We start from the raw sequence: 18,261 nt of genomic DNA on the forward strand, positions 1-18,261 counted from the left end.
CAAAGCGCAGATGCTCGGCCATGGTCTTGTCGCCGATCTGCTTGTTGGCGTCGTAGACCTTGAAGGCCAGCGGGTTGTCCGAGTCGCGGCCTTCGAAGCCGATCTTGCCGATACCGGGGAAATATTCCTTGGCGCCGATGTAGACGGTGTTGCTCATGGGGTGGAACTCCTGCAATGAGGCGAGGGAAGAAAGAAGGGCGTTGCAGACCAGGGGCCAGTCACGCAGCGCGGCGATCGTGCATGCGCACCGCCACCGCGCCAGCAGCGCGCACGCTCGATCAGTGCCGGGGACACATACGGGGGCAGGGCCTGACCCACGTCGCACAAAATGTTAGCGCTACCACACCTGCGACCGAAAAAAGCCGCGCGGTGGAGCGAAGCTGGAGATGCCATGCCGATCCCGAGTGAAGCGGTCTGCCCGACTTTACCCAGCCCGGCGCCGAAAGGCTTGCTGCGCTGCGAGATGTGCGCCGCCCCGACGACCTGCGCACCACGCGGTCGCGCTGGGCCCGCTGACGCCGCAGCACCACCAGACGCACGCCGAACACTCCGCCCGCAAGCGGCTGACCGCCCGTTCAGCCGCGTACGCGCGGCGCCGGCCCGCCGCGCGCCGGGCAGCTACAATGGCCGGCTTATGACCGCTGTCCTGCCGCTGCCGCAACCCCTGGCCGACCCCGCGCCGCGCGACCCGCGCCAGCGGCTGCAGCGTGAGCAGCTGCGCCTGGGCAAACGCCTGCAGCGCCAGGTGGGCCAGGCGATTGCAGACTTCGGCATGATCGCGCCCGGCGACAAGATCATGGTGTGCCTGTCCGGCGGCAAGGACAGCTACACCTTGCTGGACATGCTGCTGCAGCTGCAGCGCAAGGCGCCGGTGCCGTTCACCCTGGTGGCGGTCAATCTGGACCAGAAGCAGCCCGACTTTCCCGCCCACGTCCTGCCCACCTATCTGCGCGGACTGGACGTGCCGTTCGCCATCGTCGAGCAGGACACCTATTCGGTGGTCAGCCGGGTGATCCCGGCCGGCAAGACCATGTGTTCGCTGTGCTCGCGGCTGCGGCGCGGCGCGCTGTATGCCTATGCGCAGGCGCACGGCGTGACCAAGATCGCGCTCGGCCATCATCGCGACGACATCGTCGCCACGTTCTTCATGAACCTGTTCCACCACGCCCGGCTCGCGGCGATGGCGCCCAAGCTGCGCAGCGACGACGGCCAGCACGTGGTGATCCGCCCGCTGGCCTATGTGCGCGAAGCCGACATCGCCGCTTACGCGCAGGCGCGCCAGTTCCCGATCATCCCGTGCAACCTGTGCGGCAGCCAGGAAAACCTGCAGCGCCAGCAGGTCGGCCGCATGCTGCAGCAATGGGACCGCGAGCAGCCCGGGCGGGTCGAGCAGATCGCCCGCGCGCTGGCCGATGTACGGCCCGAGCAACTGGCCGACCGCACCCTGTTCGATTTCCTGGCGCTGGGCCGCAATGGCGATGCAGCACCGCCCGATCCTGATCTCGATTCCAGCGCCTGGCTCGCCGCAGGCGACAGCGCACACGACAGCGACTGACGCGGCCACCACGGCGGCGGCAGTCTTCCCACCCTCCACGTTTCTTCCTCCTCTTCGGTCTGACGCATGTTCTTTCGTAATCTCACCCTGTTCCGTTTCCCGACCACGCTGGATTTCTCCGAGATCGACACGCTGCTGCCGCAGGTGCAGCTCAAGCCGGTCGGCCCGCTGGAAATGAGCTCGCGCGGTTTCATTTCCCCGTTCGGCCGCGACGAGCAGGACGTGCTCTCGCATCGTCTGGAAGATTTCCTCTGGCTCACCGTCGGTGGCGAGGACAAGATCCTGCCCGGCGCGGTGGTCAACGACCTGCTCGAGCGCAAGGTTGCCGAGATCGAGGAGAAGGAAGGCCGTCGCCCCGGCGGCAAGGCGCGCAAGCGCCTGAAGGACGACCTGATCCATGAGCTGTTGCCGCGCGCCTTCGTCAAGAGCTCGCGGACCGATGCCATCCTGGACCTGCAGCACGGCTACATCGCGGTCAACAGCTCCAGCCGCAAGAGCGGCGAGAACGTGATGAGCGAGATCCGCGGCGCGCTCGGCAGCTTCCCGGCACTGCCGTTGAACGCCGAAGTCGCACCGCGCGCCATCCTCACCGGCTGGATCGCCGGCGAACCCCTGCCCGAAGGCCTGAGCCTGGGCGAAGAATGCGAGATGAAGGACCCGATCGAAGGCGGCGCGGTGGTCAAGTGCCAGCACCAGGAATTGCGCGGCGACGAGATCGACAAGCACCTGGAAGCCGGCAAGCAGGTGACCAAGCTGGCGCTGGTGCTGGACGACAATCTGTCGTTCGTGCTCGGCGACGATCTGGTGATCCGCAAGCTCAAGTTCCTCGATGGCGCACTGGACCAGCTCGAACACAGCGAAGACGACGGCGCGCGCGCCGAACTCGACGCGCGCTTCGCACTGATGAGCGCCGAAATCCGGCGCCTGTTCCTGCTGCTGGAAACCGCGCTGAAGCTGAGCAAGGCGGAGTAACCAGGTTTCGAACGGCGGCGGCGTCAAGGGGCGATGCGCCGCTTGAATCATCCGAGGTCTAAAACAACAGCTCGCAGCGTCGCGGGCGCGGTGTCCTCACCGCTTGCGGGACACGCCGTGAACCCGTCCCTGGGGGCTCGGTGGCGGCATCCATGCCGCCACACGGTTCCGCAACCGGTAAGGCCTCCGCACCAGACAGTTGGTCGACATGGAGCTGATACGTCATGAGCGAACGACGCATCCAACACCGCTCTTACCGTGCACACCGACTATCTCGACAGGTCCTTGCCTGCTCACCGTCGCGGGACCTTACGCGGCATGGATGCCGCGTAAGAGCCTACAGGGACGTACTTGCGGCGTGTCCTGCGATGGTGGGCAGGCAAGGGCCCTGCACCAACGCGCAGCGTCGAGGGCGCGGTGCCCTCACCGCTTGAGGGACACGCCGTGAACCCGTCCCTGGGGGCTCGGTGGCGGCATCCATGCCGCCACACGGTCCCGCAACCGGCGAGGACACCGCACCAGACAGTTGGTCGGCTGCTTTCTTGAAAGCGTGGCGCTTGGCTTGCGGTGGGCAGGCGTTTGTAGATTGCGTATTAGAGGCCGGTCTGCCATTCGACTTGCGATGGGAAAATTGCGAGAGGTTGAGCGAACGCCCCGCGATCCGACCAGAGCACGTCATGCACTGCTTGCAACCACACACACCGACCATCTCGATGGGTCCTTGCCCGCTCACCGTCGCGGGACCTTACGCGGCATGGATGCCGCGTAAGAGCCTACAGGGACGTACTTGCGGCGTGTCCTGCGATGGTGGGCAGGCAAGGGCCCTGCACCAACGCGCAGCGTCGATGGCGCGGCGCCCTCACCGCTCGCAGGACACGCCGTCACATCGCATGTATCAATCGCGCCATCTCACCACCTGACACATCGCAGCGCTATCCTGTGTCCATGTTCAAGCCCGTCCGCCGTCTGATCGCGCCCGCCCCGCAGGTTGTCGAACGCGACTGCGTGCGCGTGCAACTGGACGGGCGCGAAATCGCGGTCCTGCGCGTGCGCGACCCGCGTGCGCGGCGCATCAAGCTCAGCGTCGACGAACGCGGTGCGCGGCTGACCCTGCCGCTGCGCGCAAGCCTGGTGTCGGGCGAGCGCTTTCTGCTGGCGCACCTGGACTGGTTGGGCACGCAGCTGTCGCGTTATCAGCAGGTCGATGCGTTTCCGGCACTGGCGCGTGGCGTGCCGGGGTTGCTGCCGTTACGCGGCGCCTTGTTGCCGCTGAGCTGGCACGACGGGCGCTACGCACGTATCGAGGTCACCGACGACGGCGCGCAGTTCCATGTGCCTACGCGTCTAGGTGATGCAGGCCTGCGCCGCACGTTGAAGGAATTCTACGAAGCACAGGCGCGCGCCGATGTCGGACGCTGGTTGCCGAGCTATCTGCCCGGCCTGCCGCGCGCGCCGGCGCGGGTGCGGCTGAAGGTGATGTCCTCGCAGTGGGGTTCGCTGGCACCGGATGGCTCGATGGCGCTGGACCTGGCGCTGGTGCTCGGCCGCCCGTCCGCGTTCGAATACGTGCTGGTGCACGAGCTCTGCCACCTGCTGCAGGCCAATCACTCGCCTGCGTTCTGGGCCGAGGTGGAGCAGCGCTTTCCCGCCTGGCGCGACGAGCGCAGCTATTTCCACGAACACGGGCGCCAGCTCAAGGCGCAGCTGCGGCGGTTGTTGCAGGCTGAGTGAGCTGTCGCGTGCAGGGCAACAAACGGCAGGAACTTCAGCGCATTCGCATCGCGCCGACGCATGCTTGCCTCACCTGCATCACGCGCGCTGCGGCGGCAGCGACGCCAGGAATCCGTTGATCACCGCCGCCACCGCGTCCGGCACTTCCATATGCACATGGTGGGTGCCGGGCAACAACTGCAGGCGCGCATCGCGCATCAGCGCCACGCGGTGATCGCGCAAGGCAGCGGGGAAGTACACCTGCGCCGGCGTGGCGAAGATGGCCTGGACCGGGCAGGCGATGGAGGCCAGCAGCACGTCGATCTGCGCTTCGGTCATGCGGATGGCCGTGGGCAGGGTCAGGCGCGGGTCGCTGCACCAGCTGTAGCCGCCTTCGACCGCGCACACGCCGCGCTCCACCAGCAGCCGCGCGGCCGGTTCGGTGAGCTGGTTGGCCATCATGCGTGCGCGCACCGGCATCTCCATCGACGGAAACACGCGCAGCGGCCGCTGTGACAAGGTGCGTGCCGAGGCAATCGCATCGCGCAGGCGGGTGGCGGTGCCTTCCACCGGCTCGGCCAGTGCGCCCAGCGCCTCGATCGCGATCAGCGCCTCCACGCGTTCCGGCGCCGCGGCGGCCAGCAGGCTGGCAACACCGCCGCCCAGCGAGTGGCCGAGCACGCTGAAGCGCTCCCAGCCCAGCGCATCGGCCACCTGCAGCAGAATGCCGATCGCGCTGCTGAGCGTGTACTCGGCACCGACCGGCAACCACGCGCTATGGCCGTGGCCGGGCAGATCGAGCAGGACCAGGTCCAGGTCCTGTGCATGCAGGTGCGCGCTCAGCGGCAGGAAGCTGGCGGCGTTGTCCAGCCACCCATGCAGGGCCAGCACCCGGCGCGGGCCACGGTCCGGGTTGCGCAGTCCGGTGACCCGGCCGATCGCCAGGTCGCACGCAAACGGCTCCAACCTCACGCGCGCCGCGCCACGGCGGCCAGTGCCTGCGCATGTGCCGGGCTGGCATTGAGGCAGGGGATGTAACTCAGGGTGGCGCCGCGTTCGGCCAGCGTTTCGGCAAAGCCCAGCGCCACTTCCTCCAGGGTTTCCAGGCAATCGGTGGCAAAACCCGGGCAGACCAGGTCGAAGCTGCGCACGCCGCCTTCGGCCAGTTTCCACAAGGTCGGTTCGGCATAGGGCTGCAGCCAACGCTCCGAGCCGAAGCGCGACTGGTAGCCCATCTGCCATTCGTCCGCGCCCAGGCCCAGCGCGGCGACGATGGCCTGCGCGCTGCGCTCGCATTGCTGCGGATACGGATCGCCGGCATTGGCCACGCGCTGCGGCAGGCCGTGGAAGGAGAACATCAGTTTCTCGCTGCGCCCGTGCGCCTGCCAGTGCGCACGGATCGAATCGGCGATCGCCGCGACCCAGCCGGCGTCTTCGCAATACTCCTGGATCACCTCCACCGCGATCTCCGGTGCGCCCGGGCGCCAGGCGTCGATCACGTCCTGGATCGATGCGGTCGTCGTGGTCGAGTACTGCGGGTACAGCGGCAGCACCACGATGCGCCGGATGCCGCGCGCACGCAGGCCGTCCAGCGTCTTGCGCAGCGCCGGGGCGCCGTAGCGCATGGCCCATTCCACGTGCCAGTCCGGCATGACCTCCTTCAGGCCTTCGGCCAGCCGACGCGTGTACACAGCCAGTGGCGAGCCATCCGGCAGCCAGACCTTGGCGTATTTCTCGGCCGACTTGGGCCCGCGGATGGGCAGGATCACCCCGTACAGCAGCGGCTTCCAGAACAGCGGCGGGATCGCGACCACGCGGCGGTCGCTGAGGAACTCGGCCAGGTAGCGGCGCACGGCCGGGGCGGTGGGCGACTCGGGGGTGCCGAGATTGACGACCAGCAGGGCGGTATCGGGGGTGGTGTTCATGCGCGCCATTCTGGCAGAGCGCGGCAGTGCTGCCGAGGACAGCGCATCGATCGCCCCCATTGACCGCCTCTGGCACCCGCTTGCGCTCACCACCGATTCATTGCGCCACCACTAACGTCGCGCCATTGCTATCTTTGACGGATCGTCCCCTGGAGCTTGTCATGCCTCGTCTGTCGCGCCTGGCCCTGTTGTTGTCGCTGACCTTCGCCGCCGGCCATGCCGTCGCCGGCCCGGAAGAGGACCAGCGCGCGCGTAACGCGGTGCGGGTGCTCAACGAGATCATGAAGATTCCCGAGCAGGCCATCCCGGACAAGCTGCTCGACGAGGCGCGCGCCATCGTGGTCATCCCCGATACGCTCAAGGCCGGGTTGGTGATCGGCGGCCGGCGCGGCCATGGCCTGATGTCGATGAAGAATGCCGACGGCAGCTGGTCGCAGCCGGTCTTCGTCAAGCTCACCGGCGGCAGCATCGGCTTCCAGGCCGGCGTGCAGTCCTCCGACGTGGTGCTGGTGTTCCGCAACGACCGCAGCCTGGACAACATCGTCAACGGCAAGTTCACCCTCGGTGCCGATGCCGGTGTGGCCGCCGGCCCGGTCGGCCGCAATGCCGCCGCCGCCACCGATGGCCAGCTCAAGGCCGAAATCTGGTCGTGGTCGCGCGCCCGTGGCCTGTTCGCCGGCGTGGCGCTGGACGGTGCGGTGCTGCAGATCGACGATGCCGCCGACCTCAACGCCTACGGCGGCGGCGCCACCCCGCGGATGATCTTCGAAGGCCGTACCAACGAGCGTGCCTCCACCGACGTGATCGCCTTCCGCGACCGCCTGGAAGAGGCGACCTACACCGCACGCGCCAATCGCGGTACCGATGGCAGCGCCGACGACAGCGCCAGCGCGCCGCGTCCGGCAACGCCGCCACCGGCACAGGCGGCCACCACACCGCCGCCTGCGGTCAACGAGGCCAGCACCGTGCCGATGCAGCCCAGCACCACGCCACCGCCGCAGCAGGGTTTCCAGCCGGTGTCCGATGGCGAAATCCGCACCGAATCGCTGGACGGCAACCGCTGACGCGCTGTCATCCCCCTGCGCGGTGCGCTGGGGTATCCTGCGCCTTCCTTCTTCTTCAGCAAGCGAGCAGATCATGGGCGGTTTCAGCATTTGGCACTGGCTGATCGTGCTGGTGATCGTGTTGCTGGTGTTCGGTACCAAGCGGCTCACCAGCGGTGCCAAGGATCTCGGCAGCGCGGTCAAGGAATTCAAGAAAGGCATGCACGACGAGGACAAGCCGGCCGGCAAGCTCGGCGACGACAGCCGCACGGCCGAGCAGGCACGTGAGGCGCAGGCCGAGCGCGATCGCGACGCGCGTTGATCCGGAGCGGCGTCGGTGTTTGACATAGGTGTTGGCGAACTGACGCTGATCGCGATCGTCGCCCTGGTGGTGCTCGGTCCCGAGCGCCTGCCCAAGGCGGCCCGGTTCGCCGGATTGTGGGTGCGCCGCGCGCGCATGCAATGGGACTCGGTCAAGCAGGAACTGGAACGCGAGCTGGAGGCCGAAGAGCTCAAGCGCAGCCTGCAGGACGTGCAGGCCTCGCTGCGCGAGGCCGAGGACCAGCTGCGCAACAAGCAGCAACATCTGGAGCAGGGCGCCCGCGCGCTGCACGACGAGGTCGGGCGCGATATCGATATCCGCAGCACCACGACACCGGTGGCGACGCCGCTGGAGCTGGCGCATGCGGACCTGTCGGCTGGGGCCAATGCCGCGCCGGCAGCGGGCGCCGCCGATGCGCCTGAACATGCGGCGGCCGCACCGGTCATCGCCCAGGCACGGCCCATGGCGCCGGCACCCCATCAGACATTGGTGCCGGCCCCCCATGCCCCGGTGGTGCCGGCGCCGCATGCAGCGCATCTGGGCAATGCCAGCGCGCAGACGCCGGTTGCCTCGCCAATGGAGCCGGGCATGCCAGAGGCGCTGATCGAGCCGACCGAGCCGGGCAAGCTCCAGGAGAAGCGGCCGTGAGCCTGTTCGACGACGCACAGGCCGAAAGCAGTCTGATCGAGCATCTGGTCGAGCTGCGCGCACGCCTGGTGCGCGCCCTGATCGGCCTGGGCGTGGTGCTGCTGGCGCTGTTGCCGTTTTCCCGCGCAATCTACTCGTGGCTGGCCGCGCCGCTGATTTCGCAGCTGCCGCTGGGGCAGACGATGATCGCGATGAACCCGGCCGGCGCGTTCTTCGCCCCGCTCAAGCTGACCTTCTTCGTGGCGGTGTTCTTCAGCGTGCCGTGGCTGCTGTATCAGGCCTGGGCCTTCGTGGCGCCGGGCCTGTACCAGCGCGAGAAGAAACTCGCATTCCCGTTGCTGGCCTCGGCGGTGGCACTGTTCTACATCGGCTGCGCGTTCGCGTATTTCCTGGTGCTGCCGGCGGTGTTCCACTTCCTGACCACGTTCAAGCCGGACGTGATCGCCATTACCCCGGACGCCAATTCCTACCTGGATTTCGTGCTGGCGATCTTCTTCGCCTTCGGTGCCAGCTTCGAGCTGCCGGTGGCGCTGGTGATCCTGGTGCTGCTGGGCTGGGTCAGCCCCAAGCAGCTGAGCGAAGGCCGCGGCTATGCCATCGTCGGCATCTTCATCCTGGCCGCCGTGCTCACCCCGCCGGACGTGGTCTCGCAGCTGATGCTGGCCATCCCGATGTGCCTGCTCTACGAGCTGGGCATCATCGCCTCGCGCGCGGTGGGGCCGAAGAGCGCCTAGTTCGCGGACGGGGCCAGCATCGCCCCAGACGCCAATCACCCACGTAGGAGCGCACCCGGGCGCGACTGGGGCTTCCTGGCGAACGCTTCGTCGCGCCCAGGTGCGCTCCTACGGGGCGAGGGCTCAGGCCGCAAACACATCCGGTCGTGAGGGCGTCGTCGGCTGGGCAGAAGCGCCTTGGTGCGTGAACATCTGCTTCCAGGCCGCGTAGACCGAGCCGGCGAACACCGGCATCAGCACCGCCATCAGCAGCAGCTGGGCCAGCCACATCGCCACGGTCTGGCCGGCGACCAGGCCGACGATCAGCGCCACGATCATCACCGCGAAATAGATCGCGAAGATGGCGATGAAGGCCAGCACGAAGAACACCAGCATCGCCGGCAGGTTGTGCAGGCTGGCGCGCAGGCTCTCGCGCAGCGCGTGGCCGCCGGTGCTGCGGTCGAACATCACCTGCGGCGGCATCACGAACAGTGCCAGGGTCATCGCCGCGAAGGTGGCGATGGTCAGCAGCAGCCACAGCAGGATGCGGCCGGCCGGCAAGCTGGCGGCCAGCTGCTCGATCTGCACCGGGTCCGGCTGCGCGCCGGACTGGCTGATCTGGTTGATCTTGATCATCACCTCGGACAGCTGCTGCAGCCCGCTGGCGCCGATCATCACCAGCAGCAGCACGCCCAGCAGCAGGCCGGCGATCAGCTGCGGCAGCAGCGACACCAGCAGGTGCGGCGCGCGGCCGTCCTGCAAGCCGTGCAGCAGATGCGACGGCTTGGCGATGCGGCCTTCGTCGACCTCGCGGATCGCCCACAGCAGGCCGCCCATGAACAGCGGGCCGGCCAGCACCAGCAGGAACTGCAGGGCCGGGCCCAGCAGCGGCACCAGCACCGACAGCGACACCACCAGGGTGGCGGCCACGCTCCAGATCACCCCCAGCGAGCCAAGCGCCAGTGGCGCCCGCTTCAACAGCGAGAAACCGGTCAACAGCCATTCTGCGCCGGCAGACGCCGGCACCTTGCGGATTTCGCTCATTCCCATTCCGGATCGATACGCACCGGACCATCCGGCGTGGCGCGATTATCGCTGCTTTTGCGTGTGTGCGGCGGGATGAGTGCTCACTGTTTGCAGGCCGCGTGCGTGATGCACGAACCGGCGCAGCAGCTTGCGCGCGATCGGCGCGGCGGTGACCTCCCGGGCGACCGTGCGGGCGCAGTGGCCGTGGCGGGCGATGCACTCGGCGCGCGCCTGCACGTAGCCGCGCATGTGGTGGGTGGCGAACTCGGGGTGGAACTGCACGCCCCAGGTGGCCTGGCCCCAGCGGAAGGCATGGCAGCGGTCCTGGCGCGAATGCGCCAGCACGATGGCCCCGTCCGGGGCGCGCACCACGGTCTGCATGTGCGTGGCGTGCGCCGGGAAATGCGCCGGCAGGCCCGCAAACAAAGGGTCCTGCTCGGCTGGCGGGTGCAGTTCCAGCGCGATCGTGCCGGATTCGCGCCCGGCCGGGTTGTAGTCGACCTCGCCGCCCAGCGCGTGCGCCAGCAGCTGGTGCCCGTAGCAGATGCCCAGCAGCGGCATGCCCTGGTGGGCGGCATCGCGCAGCCAGGCGGCACTGCGTTCGCTCCAGTCGGCGCGGTCGGTGACATAGGCGGCCGAGCCACTGACGATGGTGCCGGCAAAGCCGGCGCGGTCGGGCAGGCGGCCGCCGTTGGCGACATCGATGGCGACGGTTTCGTGTTCGGCCAGCCCGGCCGCAACGCGGATCCAGTGCCGAAAGCGGCCGTATCGCTTCATCTCCGGCACGGGATGCCCGGTTTCGATGATCAGGAACGGCAAGGCGGACATGCGGACGAGCATCCAGCAGCGACTGATGTGCCCGATTGTAGGCAGCTCCCGCCGGTTTTTTTCAATTGGCGTGCCAATACATGCAGCTAAGGTTATGCCGGATGGCTATGTGCTGATGGCTGGGGGGCGGGGAGCTGGCTACTTGCGCTGTGTGGATGTAAGAGCAGTGATGGCTGAGATGGTTTGTGCCACGTCGGTTGCCGATTCGGTTGCCGTGGTGATCGTGCGCCGCTGATCTGGTTGTACTCGGCCGTGCCGTGTACCTGGTCAATGGTGAGGCGGAGCCCCTGCCAATGGCGGCATGTGCGTGCCGACGTACCCTTCCGCCCTTCGGGCACCTTCTCGCGGTGGGAGAAGGGAGAAGGTGGGAGAACGGAGCGAGCGCCTCTCCCGCCGGGGCGAGAGGGCATGGCTTGCGCGCCACTGGCGCGCGTGCCTTGGAGCGCCCGCGTCGCACGCGGGCCGGGGCCCGGAGCGGGGGTTGGGGTGAGGGTCGCCTGGGCCGATAACCGTGCAAGTCCCAGGCGATCCGCCTAGTCCCGCGGCGGCAGGACCGACAACACCTCTTCCACCGTGGTCAGCCCGGCGGCGACCTTTTCCAGGCCGGTGCGGCGCAGCGTGCGCAGGCCTTCGCCGCGGGCGGCGTGGCTGAAGCTGGCCAGGTCGGTGTCGGCGCGGATCATGCTGCGCAAACGCGGTGTCACCGGCAGCAGCTCGTACAGGCCGACACGGCCCAGGTAGCCGGTGCGGCGGCATTCCAGGCAGCCGACCGGCGCGTGCACGTTCAGCACCTCCGGCAGCGCTTCGCCCGGCTCGCGGATCGCCGACCAGTCGTCGTCGCTGAGCGTGTGCGGGCGCTTGCAGTGCACGCACAGGGTGCGTACCAGCCGCTGCGCCAGCACGCCGTTGAGCGTGGAGGCCACCAGGTAGTGCGGCACGCCCAGGTCCAGCAAACGGGTGATCGCCGAGGCGGCGTCGTTGGTGTGCAGCGTGGACAGCACCAGATGCCCGGTCAGCGAGGCCTGCACCGCCATCTGCGCGGTTTCCAGGTCGCGGATTTCGCCGATCATGATGATGTCCGGGTCCTGGCGCAGCAGCGTGCGCACGCCGCTGGCGAAATCCAGGTCGATGTTCTGCTGGACCTGCATCTGGTTGAATTCCGGCGCGATCATTTCGATCGGATCTTCCACGCTGCACACGTTCACATCCGGCGTGGCCAGGCGCTTGAGCGTGGAATACAGCGTGGTGGTCTTGCCCGAGCCGGTGGGGCCGGTGACCAGCACGATGCCATGCGGGCGCTCGACCAGCGCGCTCCAGCCGGCGGCTTCTTCCGGGCTGAAGCCGAGTTGCTCGATGCTCTTGAACGCCGAATCCGGGTCGAAAATGCGCATCACGCACTTCTCGCCGAACGCGGTGGGCATCGTGGACAGGCGCATTTCCACCTCGCGCCCACCCGGCGACCGGGTCTTGATGCGGCCGTCCTGCGGGCGGCGGCGTTCGGCCAGGTCCATGCGGCCGAGCACCTTGATGCGGCTGACCACCGCGGTCATCACCGACGGCGGCACTTCCAGCACCTTGTGCAGCACCCCGTCGATACGGAAACGCATGCGCCCGGCCTCGCGACGCGGCTCCAGATGGATGTCGCTTGCCCGCTGTTCGTAGGCGTACTGCAGCAGCCAGTCGACGATATGCACGATGTGGTGGTCGTCGGCATTGACGTCGCCGGCGCGGCCCAGTTCCACCAGCTGCTCGAAACTGGGCAGGCCGGCACCGGGTTCGGCGCTGCGCACATCGCCGCGCGCGCCGCGCACCGACTGGGTCACGCCGAAGAACTCCATCGTGTAGCGGTGCAGGTCCAGCGGGTTGATCAGCGCCAGTTCGATGCGGCGCCGGCTCAGGTGCTGCACGTCGGCCAGCCAGTCCAGCGCCAGCGGCTCGCTGGTGGCGATCAGCACGCGCTCGGCATCCAGCGCCAGCGGCAGGATGCGGTGGCGGCGTGCGTAGGCATGCGAGACCACGCCGGTGACCGCGGCCACATCGATACGGGTCGGGTCGATGCGCAGATAGCGCAGGCCGGTGCGGGTGGCCAGCCATTCGGTCAGCCGTTCCAGCCCGAGTTCGCCGGCCGGCGGCTGCGCGGCATGCAGCTTGAGATTGGCCAGCAGCACCAGCGGATGCACCTCGCTGGCATTGCGCACGCCGGCGGCAGAGAACTGCACGCGCTCATGTTCGTGCGGCACCACCATGCCGTCTGCAAGCAGGGCGGCGGCCACCGGGTCGAACATCAGGCGGCCGCGCGGCAACAGTGCCGCTGCGCTTTCAGTATCGGCCGTACGCCGCTGTTCCATGCTCGAGGTTCCCCTGCAGCGGTGCTCCGCGGCAAAGCGCTGCGGGTCGGCCGGTATACTAGCGCACCCCTTCCGCACGGCCTTTGCTGCATGTCCGATTCCCGGCGCGTTCCAATCACTTTCCAGGGCCTGATCCAGACCCTCAACCAGTACTGGGCCGAGCAAGGCTGCGTGCTGATCCAGCCGCTGGACCTGGAAGTGGGCGCAGGCACGTTCCATCCGGCCACCTTCCTGCGCGCGCTGGGACCGGAGCCGTGGAATGCGGCCTACGTACAGCCCTCGCGCCGCCCCACCGACGGCCGCTACGGCGAAAATCCCAACCGCCTGCAGCGTTACTACCAGTACCAGGTGGCGATGAAGCCCAACCCGGACAATATCCAGGACCTGTACCTGGGCTCGCTCAAGGCCCTGGGCATCGACCCGCTGGTGCACGACCTGCGCTTTGTCGAGGACAACTGGGAATCGCCCACCCTGGGCGCCTGGGGCCTGGGCTGGGAAGTCTGGCTCAACGGCATGGAGGTGACCCAGTTCACCTACTTCCAGCAGGCCGGCGGACTGGAGTGCAAGCCGGTACTGGGCGAGATCACCTACGGGCTGGAACGGCTGTGCATGTACCTGCAGAGCTGCGACAACGTCTACGACCTGGTGTGGACCTACGGCCCGGATGGCACGCCGGTGAGCTATGGCGATGTGTACCACCAGAACGAGGTGGAGCAGAGCGCCTACAACTTCGAGCATGCCAATGTGGCCGAGCTGTTCCATCGGTTCGACGCCTGCGAGGCCGAGGCCAAGCACCTGGTCGAGGTCGGCCTGCCGTTGCCGGCGTACGAGCAGGTCACCAAGGCCAGCCACGCGTTCAACCTGCTGGATGCGCGCCGCGCGATCAGCGTGACCGAACGCCAGCGCTACATCCTGCGCGTGCGCGCGCTGGCGCAGGGCGTGGCGCAGGCGTATTACGCACAACGCGAGAAGCTGGGCTTTCCCGGAGTCAAGCGCTGATGCTGTGTCCTTCCCCCGCCAGCGGGGGAAGGTGCCCGCAGGGCGGATGGGGGCAGTACGTCTCCGCCGCCTCGGCACGACCCTCATCCGGCGCGGCGCGCCACCTTCTCCCGCTAGCGGGAGAAGGACATTCTCCAGTCACCTTCGTCCGTTGATGGCAGAAGGGACATAAGCCAAGGTTCACCTGACATGAGCGAACAACTTCCCCTGCTGATCGAACTGGGCACCGAAGAGCTGCCGGTCAAGGCGCTCCCGGGTCTGGCGCAGGCCTTCTTCGATGGCGTGCTGGCCGGTCTGGAAAAGCGCGGCGTTGCCGTCACCCGTGGCGATGCCAAGCCGCTGTCCACGCCGCGCCGCCTGGCGGTGCTGCTGCCGGGCGTGGCCACCGAGCAGCCCGAGCAGCGCTCCGAAGTGCTGGGCCCGTATCTCACCATCGCGCTGGATGCCGAGGGCAAGCCGACCAAGGCGCTGGCCGGCTTCGCCGCCAAGGCCGGCATCGACTGGACCGCGCTGGAGCGCACCAGCGATGCCAAGGGCGAGCGCTTCGTGCACCGCGCGGTGACGCCGGGCGCGCGCACTGCCGACCTGCTGCCGGAGATCCTGCGCGAGGCCATTGCCGCGATGCCGATCCCCAAGCCGATGCGCTGGGGCGCGCACGAATACGCCTTCGCGCGGCCGGTGCAGTGGCTGGTGCTGCTGTTCGGCGATGCGGTGATTCCGGCCGAGCTGCTGGGCGTGCGTGGCGATCGCCTCAGCCGCGGGCATCGCTTCATGCATCAGGGCGAGGTATCGCTGGCGGCGCCGGGCGATTACATCGAGGCCTTGCGCGCGGCGCATGTGCTAGTGGATGCCGACGCACGCCGTGCGCGCATCGTCGAGGAAGTCGAAGCTGCCGCCAGGCAGGCCGGCGGCAGCGCGCGCATCAGCGACGACAACCTGGAACAGGTGGTCAACCTGGTCGAATGGCCGTCGGCGGTGCTGTGCAGTTTCGAGCGCGACTTCCTGGCGGTGCCGCAGGAAGCGCTGATCGAAACCATGGAGGTCAACCAGAAATTCTTCCCGGTGCTGGACGACGGCGGCAAGTTGACCGAGCAGTTCATCGGCATCGCCAATATCGTCTCCAAGGACGTGGCCGAAGTCGCCAAGGGCTACGAGCGGGTGATCCGTCCACGGTTTGCCGATGCCAAGTTCTTCTTCGACGAAGACCTCAAGCAGGGGCTGGAGGCGATGGGTGCCGGTCTGGCCAGCGTGACCTACCAGGCCAAGCTGGGCACGGTGGCCGACAAGGTCGCGCGCGTGGCGGCGCTGGCCGAGGCGATCGCGCCGCAGGTCGGTGCCGATCCGGTGCAGGCGCGCCGCGCCGCGGAGCTGGCCAAGAACGACCTGCAGTCGCGCATGGTCAACGAATTCCCGGAGCTGCAGGGCATTGCCGGGCGCCATTACGCCAAGGCCGCCGGCGAGCCCGGCGAGATTGCGCTGGCGATCGACGAGGCCTACCAGCCGCGTTTTGCCGGCGACGACATCGCATTGTCGCCACTGGGCAAGGTGCTGGCGATTGCCGAACGTTTGGATACCCTGGCCGGTGGTTTTGCGGCCGGGCTGAAGCCGACCGGCAACAAGGACCCGTTTGCGCTACGGCGGAATGCCCTGGGGCTGGCGCGGACGGTGATCGAGAGTGGGTTTGAGCTGGATCTGAAAAAGCTGCTTGTAGAGGCTAGAAATCAGATCAATGTCCAGGCAAGTGCCAGGCAATTGCTCAAGACAGAAACTGCGATCGCCAAGGCAAAAGATGCTGGTTCCGCTTTGCCGCCATCTGTTGAAAAGGAAGCACACACCGCGTTGGCGCAGGCTGGTCAAGATGCAGAGATTTTCGACTTCGTCCTCGACCGTCTGCGCGGTTACTACGCAGACAAGGGCGTTGCTGCCACCCACTTCAATGCGGTCGCCGCACTGTTCTCGGTCGCGCCCGAGGGCGCTCCTGCATCGGCCAGCGTAGGAGCGCACCTGGGCGCGACCCACGGCTCCCTCTACGACTTCGACCGCCGCATCGAGGCGATCGGCATCTTCGCCACGCTGCCCGAAGCCGAAGCCCTGGCCGCGGCCAACAAGCGCATCCGCAACATCCTGCGCAAGGTCGAGGGCGAGATTCCTGGCGATATCGACACCAGCCTGCTGCGCGAGCCGGCCGAAGAAGCCCTGGCCGAAGCAGTGGAAGCGGCCATCGGCGACACCGGTGATGCACTGCACCGGCACGACTACGTCGCCGTGCTCGCGCGCCTGGCGCGGTTGCGCCCGCAGGTCGACGCCTTCTTCGACGGCGTCATGGTCAACGCCGAAGACCCGCAACTGCGCGCCAACCGCCTGGCCCTGCTGAAGAAGCTGGGCGACCGCCTCGGCAGCGTCGCCGCCATCGAGCATCTGTCCAGCTGATGGCCGCGTCCGCCGGCGCGGTGCACTGGCAGACCGCGCAGGCCGCGCTGGCACGTCGTGACCTGGGTGTGGCCGCGTCTGCGCTGCAGGCATTGCTGGAGGTGGAGCCCACGCACGTGTCGGCCCGCGTGCTGCTGGCCGGCACCGTGCTGGCCAACGGCAGGATGCGCGAGGCGGTGGCGCAGTTGCGGCTGGCCGCAGGCGATCTGGGTGACGACGTGGCGATGCGTTGCCGCGTGGCGCAAGCCTTGCTGCGTGTCGGCGAGCATCGCGCGCTGCATGCCTTGCTGCGGCATCCGTCGGTGATGCAGTGCAACGATGGCCCGACCCTGGCCTTGCTCGCGCATGTGCATCAATCGCTGGGCGAACATGGCGACGCGCTGGCGATGATGCGGCGCGCGCAGGCCTGCGGATTCGATGGCGCGGATTTCCGTTTCTTTCTTGCGGTGCAGCTGCAGTTCAATGGTCGCCTCGATGAAGCGGCGCAGGCGCTGGAGCATGCGCTGGCGCAAAAGCCCGGCTATGGTCGCGCGGCGTTGACGCGTGCGCGCCTGCGCCGTCAGACCACCAGCAGCAACCATGTCGAGCAACTGCGTGAGCAACTGCAACGTGCCAAGCCCGACAGCGAGGATCGCGCCGGGCTGGCGTTCGCGCTGTACAAGGAGCTGGAAGACCTCGGCCAGACCGGGGCTGCCTGGGACGCGCTGCAGCATGGCAATGCGGTGATGCATGCGCGCCTGCGTCACGACGCCGATGCAGAAGCTGCGCTCTATACGCAGCTGGGAGCATTGGCCCAGCAAGGCGTGTTCGCCCCGCAGCAAGCCCCCGCCGCGCAGGGCCCGCAACCGATCTTCGTGCTCGGCTTGCCGCGCTCGGGCACCACGGTGCTGGAGCGGATGCTGGGCAATCATTCCCAGATCGTGTCGGCTGGCGAGTTGAACGACGTTGGCCATCAACTGCGTTGGGGCGCCGACCAGGCCGGCCGTAGCCTGCTGGATGCGCGTGTGCTGCAGGCGCTGCCGACGCTGGACTATGCGCAGGTCGGCGCGCGTTACCTGGAACAGACGCAATGGCGCGCCGGATCTGCGCGTTGGTACATCGACAAGCTACCGGCCAACGCGGTGGCGATCGGTCCGATCGCACGTGCCTTGCCAGGTGCAGTGATCGTGCATCTGGTGCGCGAGCCGATGGCGGTGTGTTTCTCCAATTACCGCGCGTTGTTCGGCGACTCCTACGCCTACAGCTACGACCTGCACACGCTGGCGCGTCACTATCAGGCGTATCACGGGTTGATGGCGCAGTGGCGCGCGGCATTGCCGGGCCGGGTGATCGATGTGGACTATGCGCAGATGGTGCGTGATCCATCCACGGTCCTTGAGCAGCTGATGGCGCGCTGCGGGCTGGAGATCGAGCCCGGTCAGATCGATATCACCCGCAATGCAGCTGCATCGGCCACGCTGAGCAGCGTGCAGGTGCGCGAAGGTGTGCATGGGCGCAACGTGGACGAGTGGCGGCGCTACGCCACGCAGCTGGAGCCGCTGCGGCTGGATTTGTTGCATGCCGGCCTGATCCAGGCCGACGCACGCTGACAACGGCCAGCACGACGACGCGAGGCTGCTGCATCGGTGCGTGCAGCATGCCCGCAGCCGAAGTGCCTGCGTGTCGCCAGCTTGTGCTACACACCTTTTCCAGCCGCTCCAGACTCGCTCAATCGCAGTCGCGGCGCTCCCCGAGCGCTCGAT

Annotated in this window: 15 protein-coding genes and 1 pseudogene; 10 read left to right on the forward strand and 6 right to left on the reverse strand. The window is 67.8% G+C overall.

All coding sequences use genetic code 11. From position 1 onward, the window contains the following. Window positions 1-157, reverse strand: a pseudogene (locus EO141_RS12705) (xylose isomerase); the annotation flags it as partial. Window positions 158-634: 477 nt separating this feature from the next. Between EO141_RS12705 and ttcA the strand changes: the two are divergent. From ttcA to EO141_RS12725, 3 genes are all read left to right on the forward strand, one after another. Further along, the gene (gene ttcA, locus EO141_RS12710) at window positions 635-1,555 is read left to right on the forward strand and encodes a tRNA 2-thiocytidine(32) synthetase TtcA (protein WP_115678228.1); all 921 of its coding nucleotides are present in this window, start codon (window positions 635-637) and stop codon (window positions 1,553-1,555) included. Between the two features lie 66 nt (window positions 1,556-1,621). Further along, the gene (locus tag EO141_RS12715; protein ID WP_119132474.1) at window positions 1,622-2,527 is read left to right on the forward strand and encodes a recombination-associated protein RdgC; all 906 of its coding nucleotides are present in this window, start codon (window positions 1,622-1,624) and stop codon (window positions 2,525-2,527) included. A gap of 945 nt (window positions 2,528-3,472) precedes the next feature. Beyond that, on the forward strand, window positions 3,473-4,258 hold the full coding sequence (locus EO141_RS12725; RefSeq protein ID WP_164739197.1) for a SprT family zinc-dependent metalloprotease: 786 nt from the start codon (window positions 3,473-3,475) through the stop codon (window positions 4,256-4,258). A 78-nt stretch (window positions 4,259-4,336) separates the two neighbouring features. Here the strand turns inward: EO141_RS12725 and EO141_RS12730 are convergent, their stop codons facing one another. Both EO141_RS12730 and hemH read right to left on the reverse strand, forming a co-directional pair. Beyond that, window positions 4,337-5,203, reverse strand: coding sequence for an alpha/beta hydrolase (locus EO141_RS12730; protein WP_104649861.1), 867 nt, complete (start codon window positions 5,201-5,203; stop codon window positions 4,337-4,339). A gap of 2 nt (window positions 5,204-5,205) precedes the next feature. Further along, window positions 5,206-6,171, reverse strand: a complete 966-nt coding sequence (gene hemH / locus EO141_RS12735) for a ferrochelatase (protein WP_104649908.1) — start codon at window positions 6,169-6,171, stop codon at window positions 5,206-5,208. A 152-nt stretch (window positions 6,172-6,323) separates the two neighbouring features. Between hemH and EO141_RS12740 the strand changes: the two genes are divergently transcribed. The 4 genes from EO141_RS12740 to tatC all read left to right on the forward strand — a co-directional run bounded on the left by EO141_RS12740 (window position 6,324) and on the right by tatC (window position 8,909). Next, window positions 6,324-7,226: a YSC84-related protein gene (locus EO141_RS12740; protein WP_164739198.1), complete on the forward strand. Its 903-nt coding sequence runs from the start codon at window positions 6,324-6,326 to the stop codon at window positions 7,224-7,226. 73 nt (window positions 7,227-7,299) lie between these two features. Further along, window positions 7,300-7,527, forward strand: a complete 228-nt coding sequence (gene tatA / locus EO141_RS12745) for a Sec-independent protein translocase subunit TatA (RefSeq protein WP_104584354.1) — start codon at window positions 7,300-7,302, stop codon at window positions 7,525-7,527. A gap of 15 nt (window positions 7,528-7,542) precedes the next feature. Further along, a complete protein-coding gene (gene tatB, locus EO141_RS12750) occupies window positions 7,543-8,175 on the forward strand; it encodes a Sec-independent protein translocase protein TatB (protein WP_127169375.1) in 633 nt (210 codons plus the stop codon). Continuing rightward, window positions 8,172-8,909: a twin-arginine translocase subunit TatC gene (tatC, locus tag EO141_RS12755; protein ID WP_104584358.1), complete on the forward strand. Its 738-nt coding sequence runs from the start codon at window positions 8,172-8,174 to the stop codon at window positions 8,907-8,909. The genes tatB and tatC overlap by 4 nt, the downstream gene beginning before the upstream one ends. Window positions 8,910-9,032: 123 nt before the next feature. Here the strand turns inward: tatC and EO141_RS12760 are convergent, their stop codons facing one another. The 3 genes from EO141_RS12760 to EO141_RS12770 form a co-directional block, all read right to left on the reverse strand. Then, window positions 9,033-9,932, reverse strand: a complete 900-nt coding sequence (locus EO141_RS12760; protein ID WP_104584360.1) for a BPSS1780 family membrane protein — start codon at window positions 9,930-9,932, stop codon at window positions 9,033-9,035. Between the two features lie 45 nt (window positions 9,933-9,977). Then, complete coding sequence (locus EO141_RS12765) at window positions 9,978-10,742, reverse strand: glutamine amidotransferase (protein WP_126943269.1); 765 nt, start codon at window positions 10,740-10,742, stop codon at window positions 9,978-9,980. A gap of 533 nt (window positions 10,743-11,275) precedes the next feature. Beyond that, the gene (locus tag EO141_RS12770; RefSeq protein WP_127169376.1) at window positions 11,276-13,090 is read right to left on the reverse strand and encodes a GspE/PulE family protein; all 1,815 of its coding nucleotides are present in this window, start codon (window positions 13,088-13,090) and stop codon (window positions 11,276-11,278) included. A 90-nt stretch (window positions 13,091-13,180) separates the two neighbouring features. Here EO141_RS12770 and glyQ point away from each other — a divergent pair, with 90 nt between their 5' ends. The 3 genes from glyQ to EO141_RS12785 all read left to right on the forward strand — a co-directional run bounded on the left by glyQ (window position 13,181) and on the right by EO141_RS12785 (window position 18,108). Next, window positions 13,181-14,089, forward strand: a complete 909-nt coding sequence (glyQ, locus tag EO141_RS12775; protein ID WP_104584364.1) for a glycine--tRNA ligase subunit alpha — start codon at window positions 13,181-13,183, stop codon at window positions 14,087-14,089. A gap of 189 nt (window positions 14,090-14,278) precedes the next feature. Continuing rightward, a complete protein-coding gene (glyS, locus tag EO141_RS12780; RefSeq protein ID WP_127169377.1) occupies window positions 14,279-16,519 on the forward strand; it encodes a glycine--tRNA ligase subunit beta in 2,241 nt (746 codons plus the stop codon). Continuing rightward, window positions 16,519-18,108 carry a sulfotransferase gene (locus tag EO141_RS12785; protein WP_127169378.1) on the forward strand — a complete coding sequence of 530 codons (1,590 nt, stop codon included), beginning with the start codon at window positions 16,519-16,521 and terminating at the stop codon, window positions 18,106-18,108. The genes glyS and EO141_RS12785 overlap by 1 nt, the downstream gene beginning before the upstream one ends. Window positions 18,109-18,261: the final 153 nt, after the last annotated feature.

Origin of the sequence: Xanthomonas sp. BRIP62415 (assembly GCF_003993515.1) — a bacterium.
In the GTDB taxonomy this organism is placed as follows: Bacteria; Pseudomonadota; Gammaproteobacteria; order Xanthomonadales; family Xanthomonadaceae; genus Xanthomonas; species Xanthomonas euroxanthea.

What these genes read in the sequence shown, in the direction of transcription:
- ttcA (WP_115678228.1), top strand. Translation starts at nt 635, where the DNA reads ATGACCGCTGTCCTGCCGCTGCCGCAACCCCTGGCCGACCCCGCGCCG.
- EO141_RS12715 (WP_119132474.1), top strand. Translation starts at nt 1,622, where the DNA reads ATGTTCTTTCGTAATCTCACCCTGTTCCGTTTCCCGACCACGCTGGAT.
- EO141_RS12725 (WP_164739197.1), top strand. Translation starts at nt 3,473, where the DNA reads ATGTTCAAGCCCGTCCGCCGTCTGATCGCGCCCGCCCCGCAGGTTGTC.
- hemH (WP_104649908.1), bottom strand. Translation starts at nt 6,171, where the DNA reads ATGGCGCGCATGAACACCACCCCCGATACCGCCCTGCTGGTCGTCAAT.
- EO141_RS12740 (WP_164739198.1), top strand. Translation starts at nt 6,324, where the DNA reads ATGCCTCGTCTGTCGCGCCTGGCCCTGTTGTTGTCGCTGACCTTCGCC.
- tatA (WP_104584354.1), top strand. Translation starts at nt 7,300, where the DNA reads ATGGGCGGTTTCAGCATTTGGCACTGGCTGATCGTGCTGGTGATCGTG.
- EO141_RS12760 (WP_104584360.1), bottom strand. Translation starts at nt 9,932, where the DNA reads ATGAGCGAAATCCGCAAGGTGCCGGCGTCTGCCGGCGCAGAATGGCTG.
- EO141_RS12765 (WP_126943269.1), bottom strand. Translation starts at nt 10,742, where the DNA reads ATGTCCGCCTTGCCGTTCCTGATCATCGAAACCGGGCATCCCGTGCCG.
- EO141_RS12770 (WP_127169376.1), bottom strand. Translation starts at nt 13,090, where the DNA reads ATGGAACAGCGGCGTACGGCCGATACTGAAAGCGCAGCGGCACTGTTG.
- glyQ (WP_104584364.1), top strand. Translation starts at nt 13,181, where the DNA reads ATGTCCGATTCCCGGCGCGTTCCAATCACTTTCCAGGGCCTGATCCAG.
- glyS (WP_127169377.1), top strand. Translation starts at nt 14,279, where the DNA reads ATGAGCGAACAACTTCCCCTGCTGATCGAACTGGGCACCGAAGAGCTG.
- EO141_RS12785 (WP_127169378.1), top strand. Translation starts at nt 16,519, where the DNA reads ATGGCCGCGTCCGCCGGCGCGGTGCACTGGCAGACCGCGCAGGCCGCG.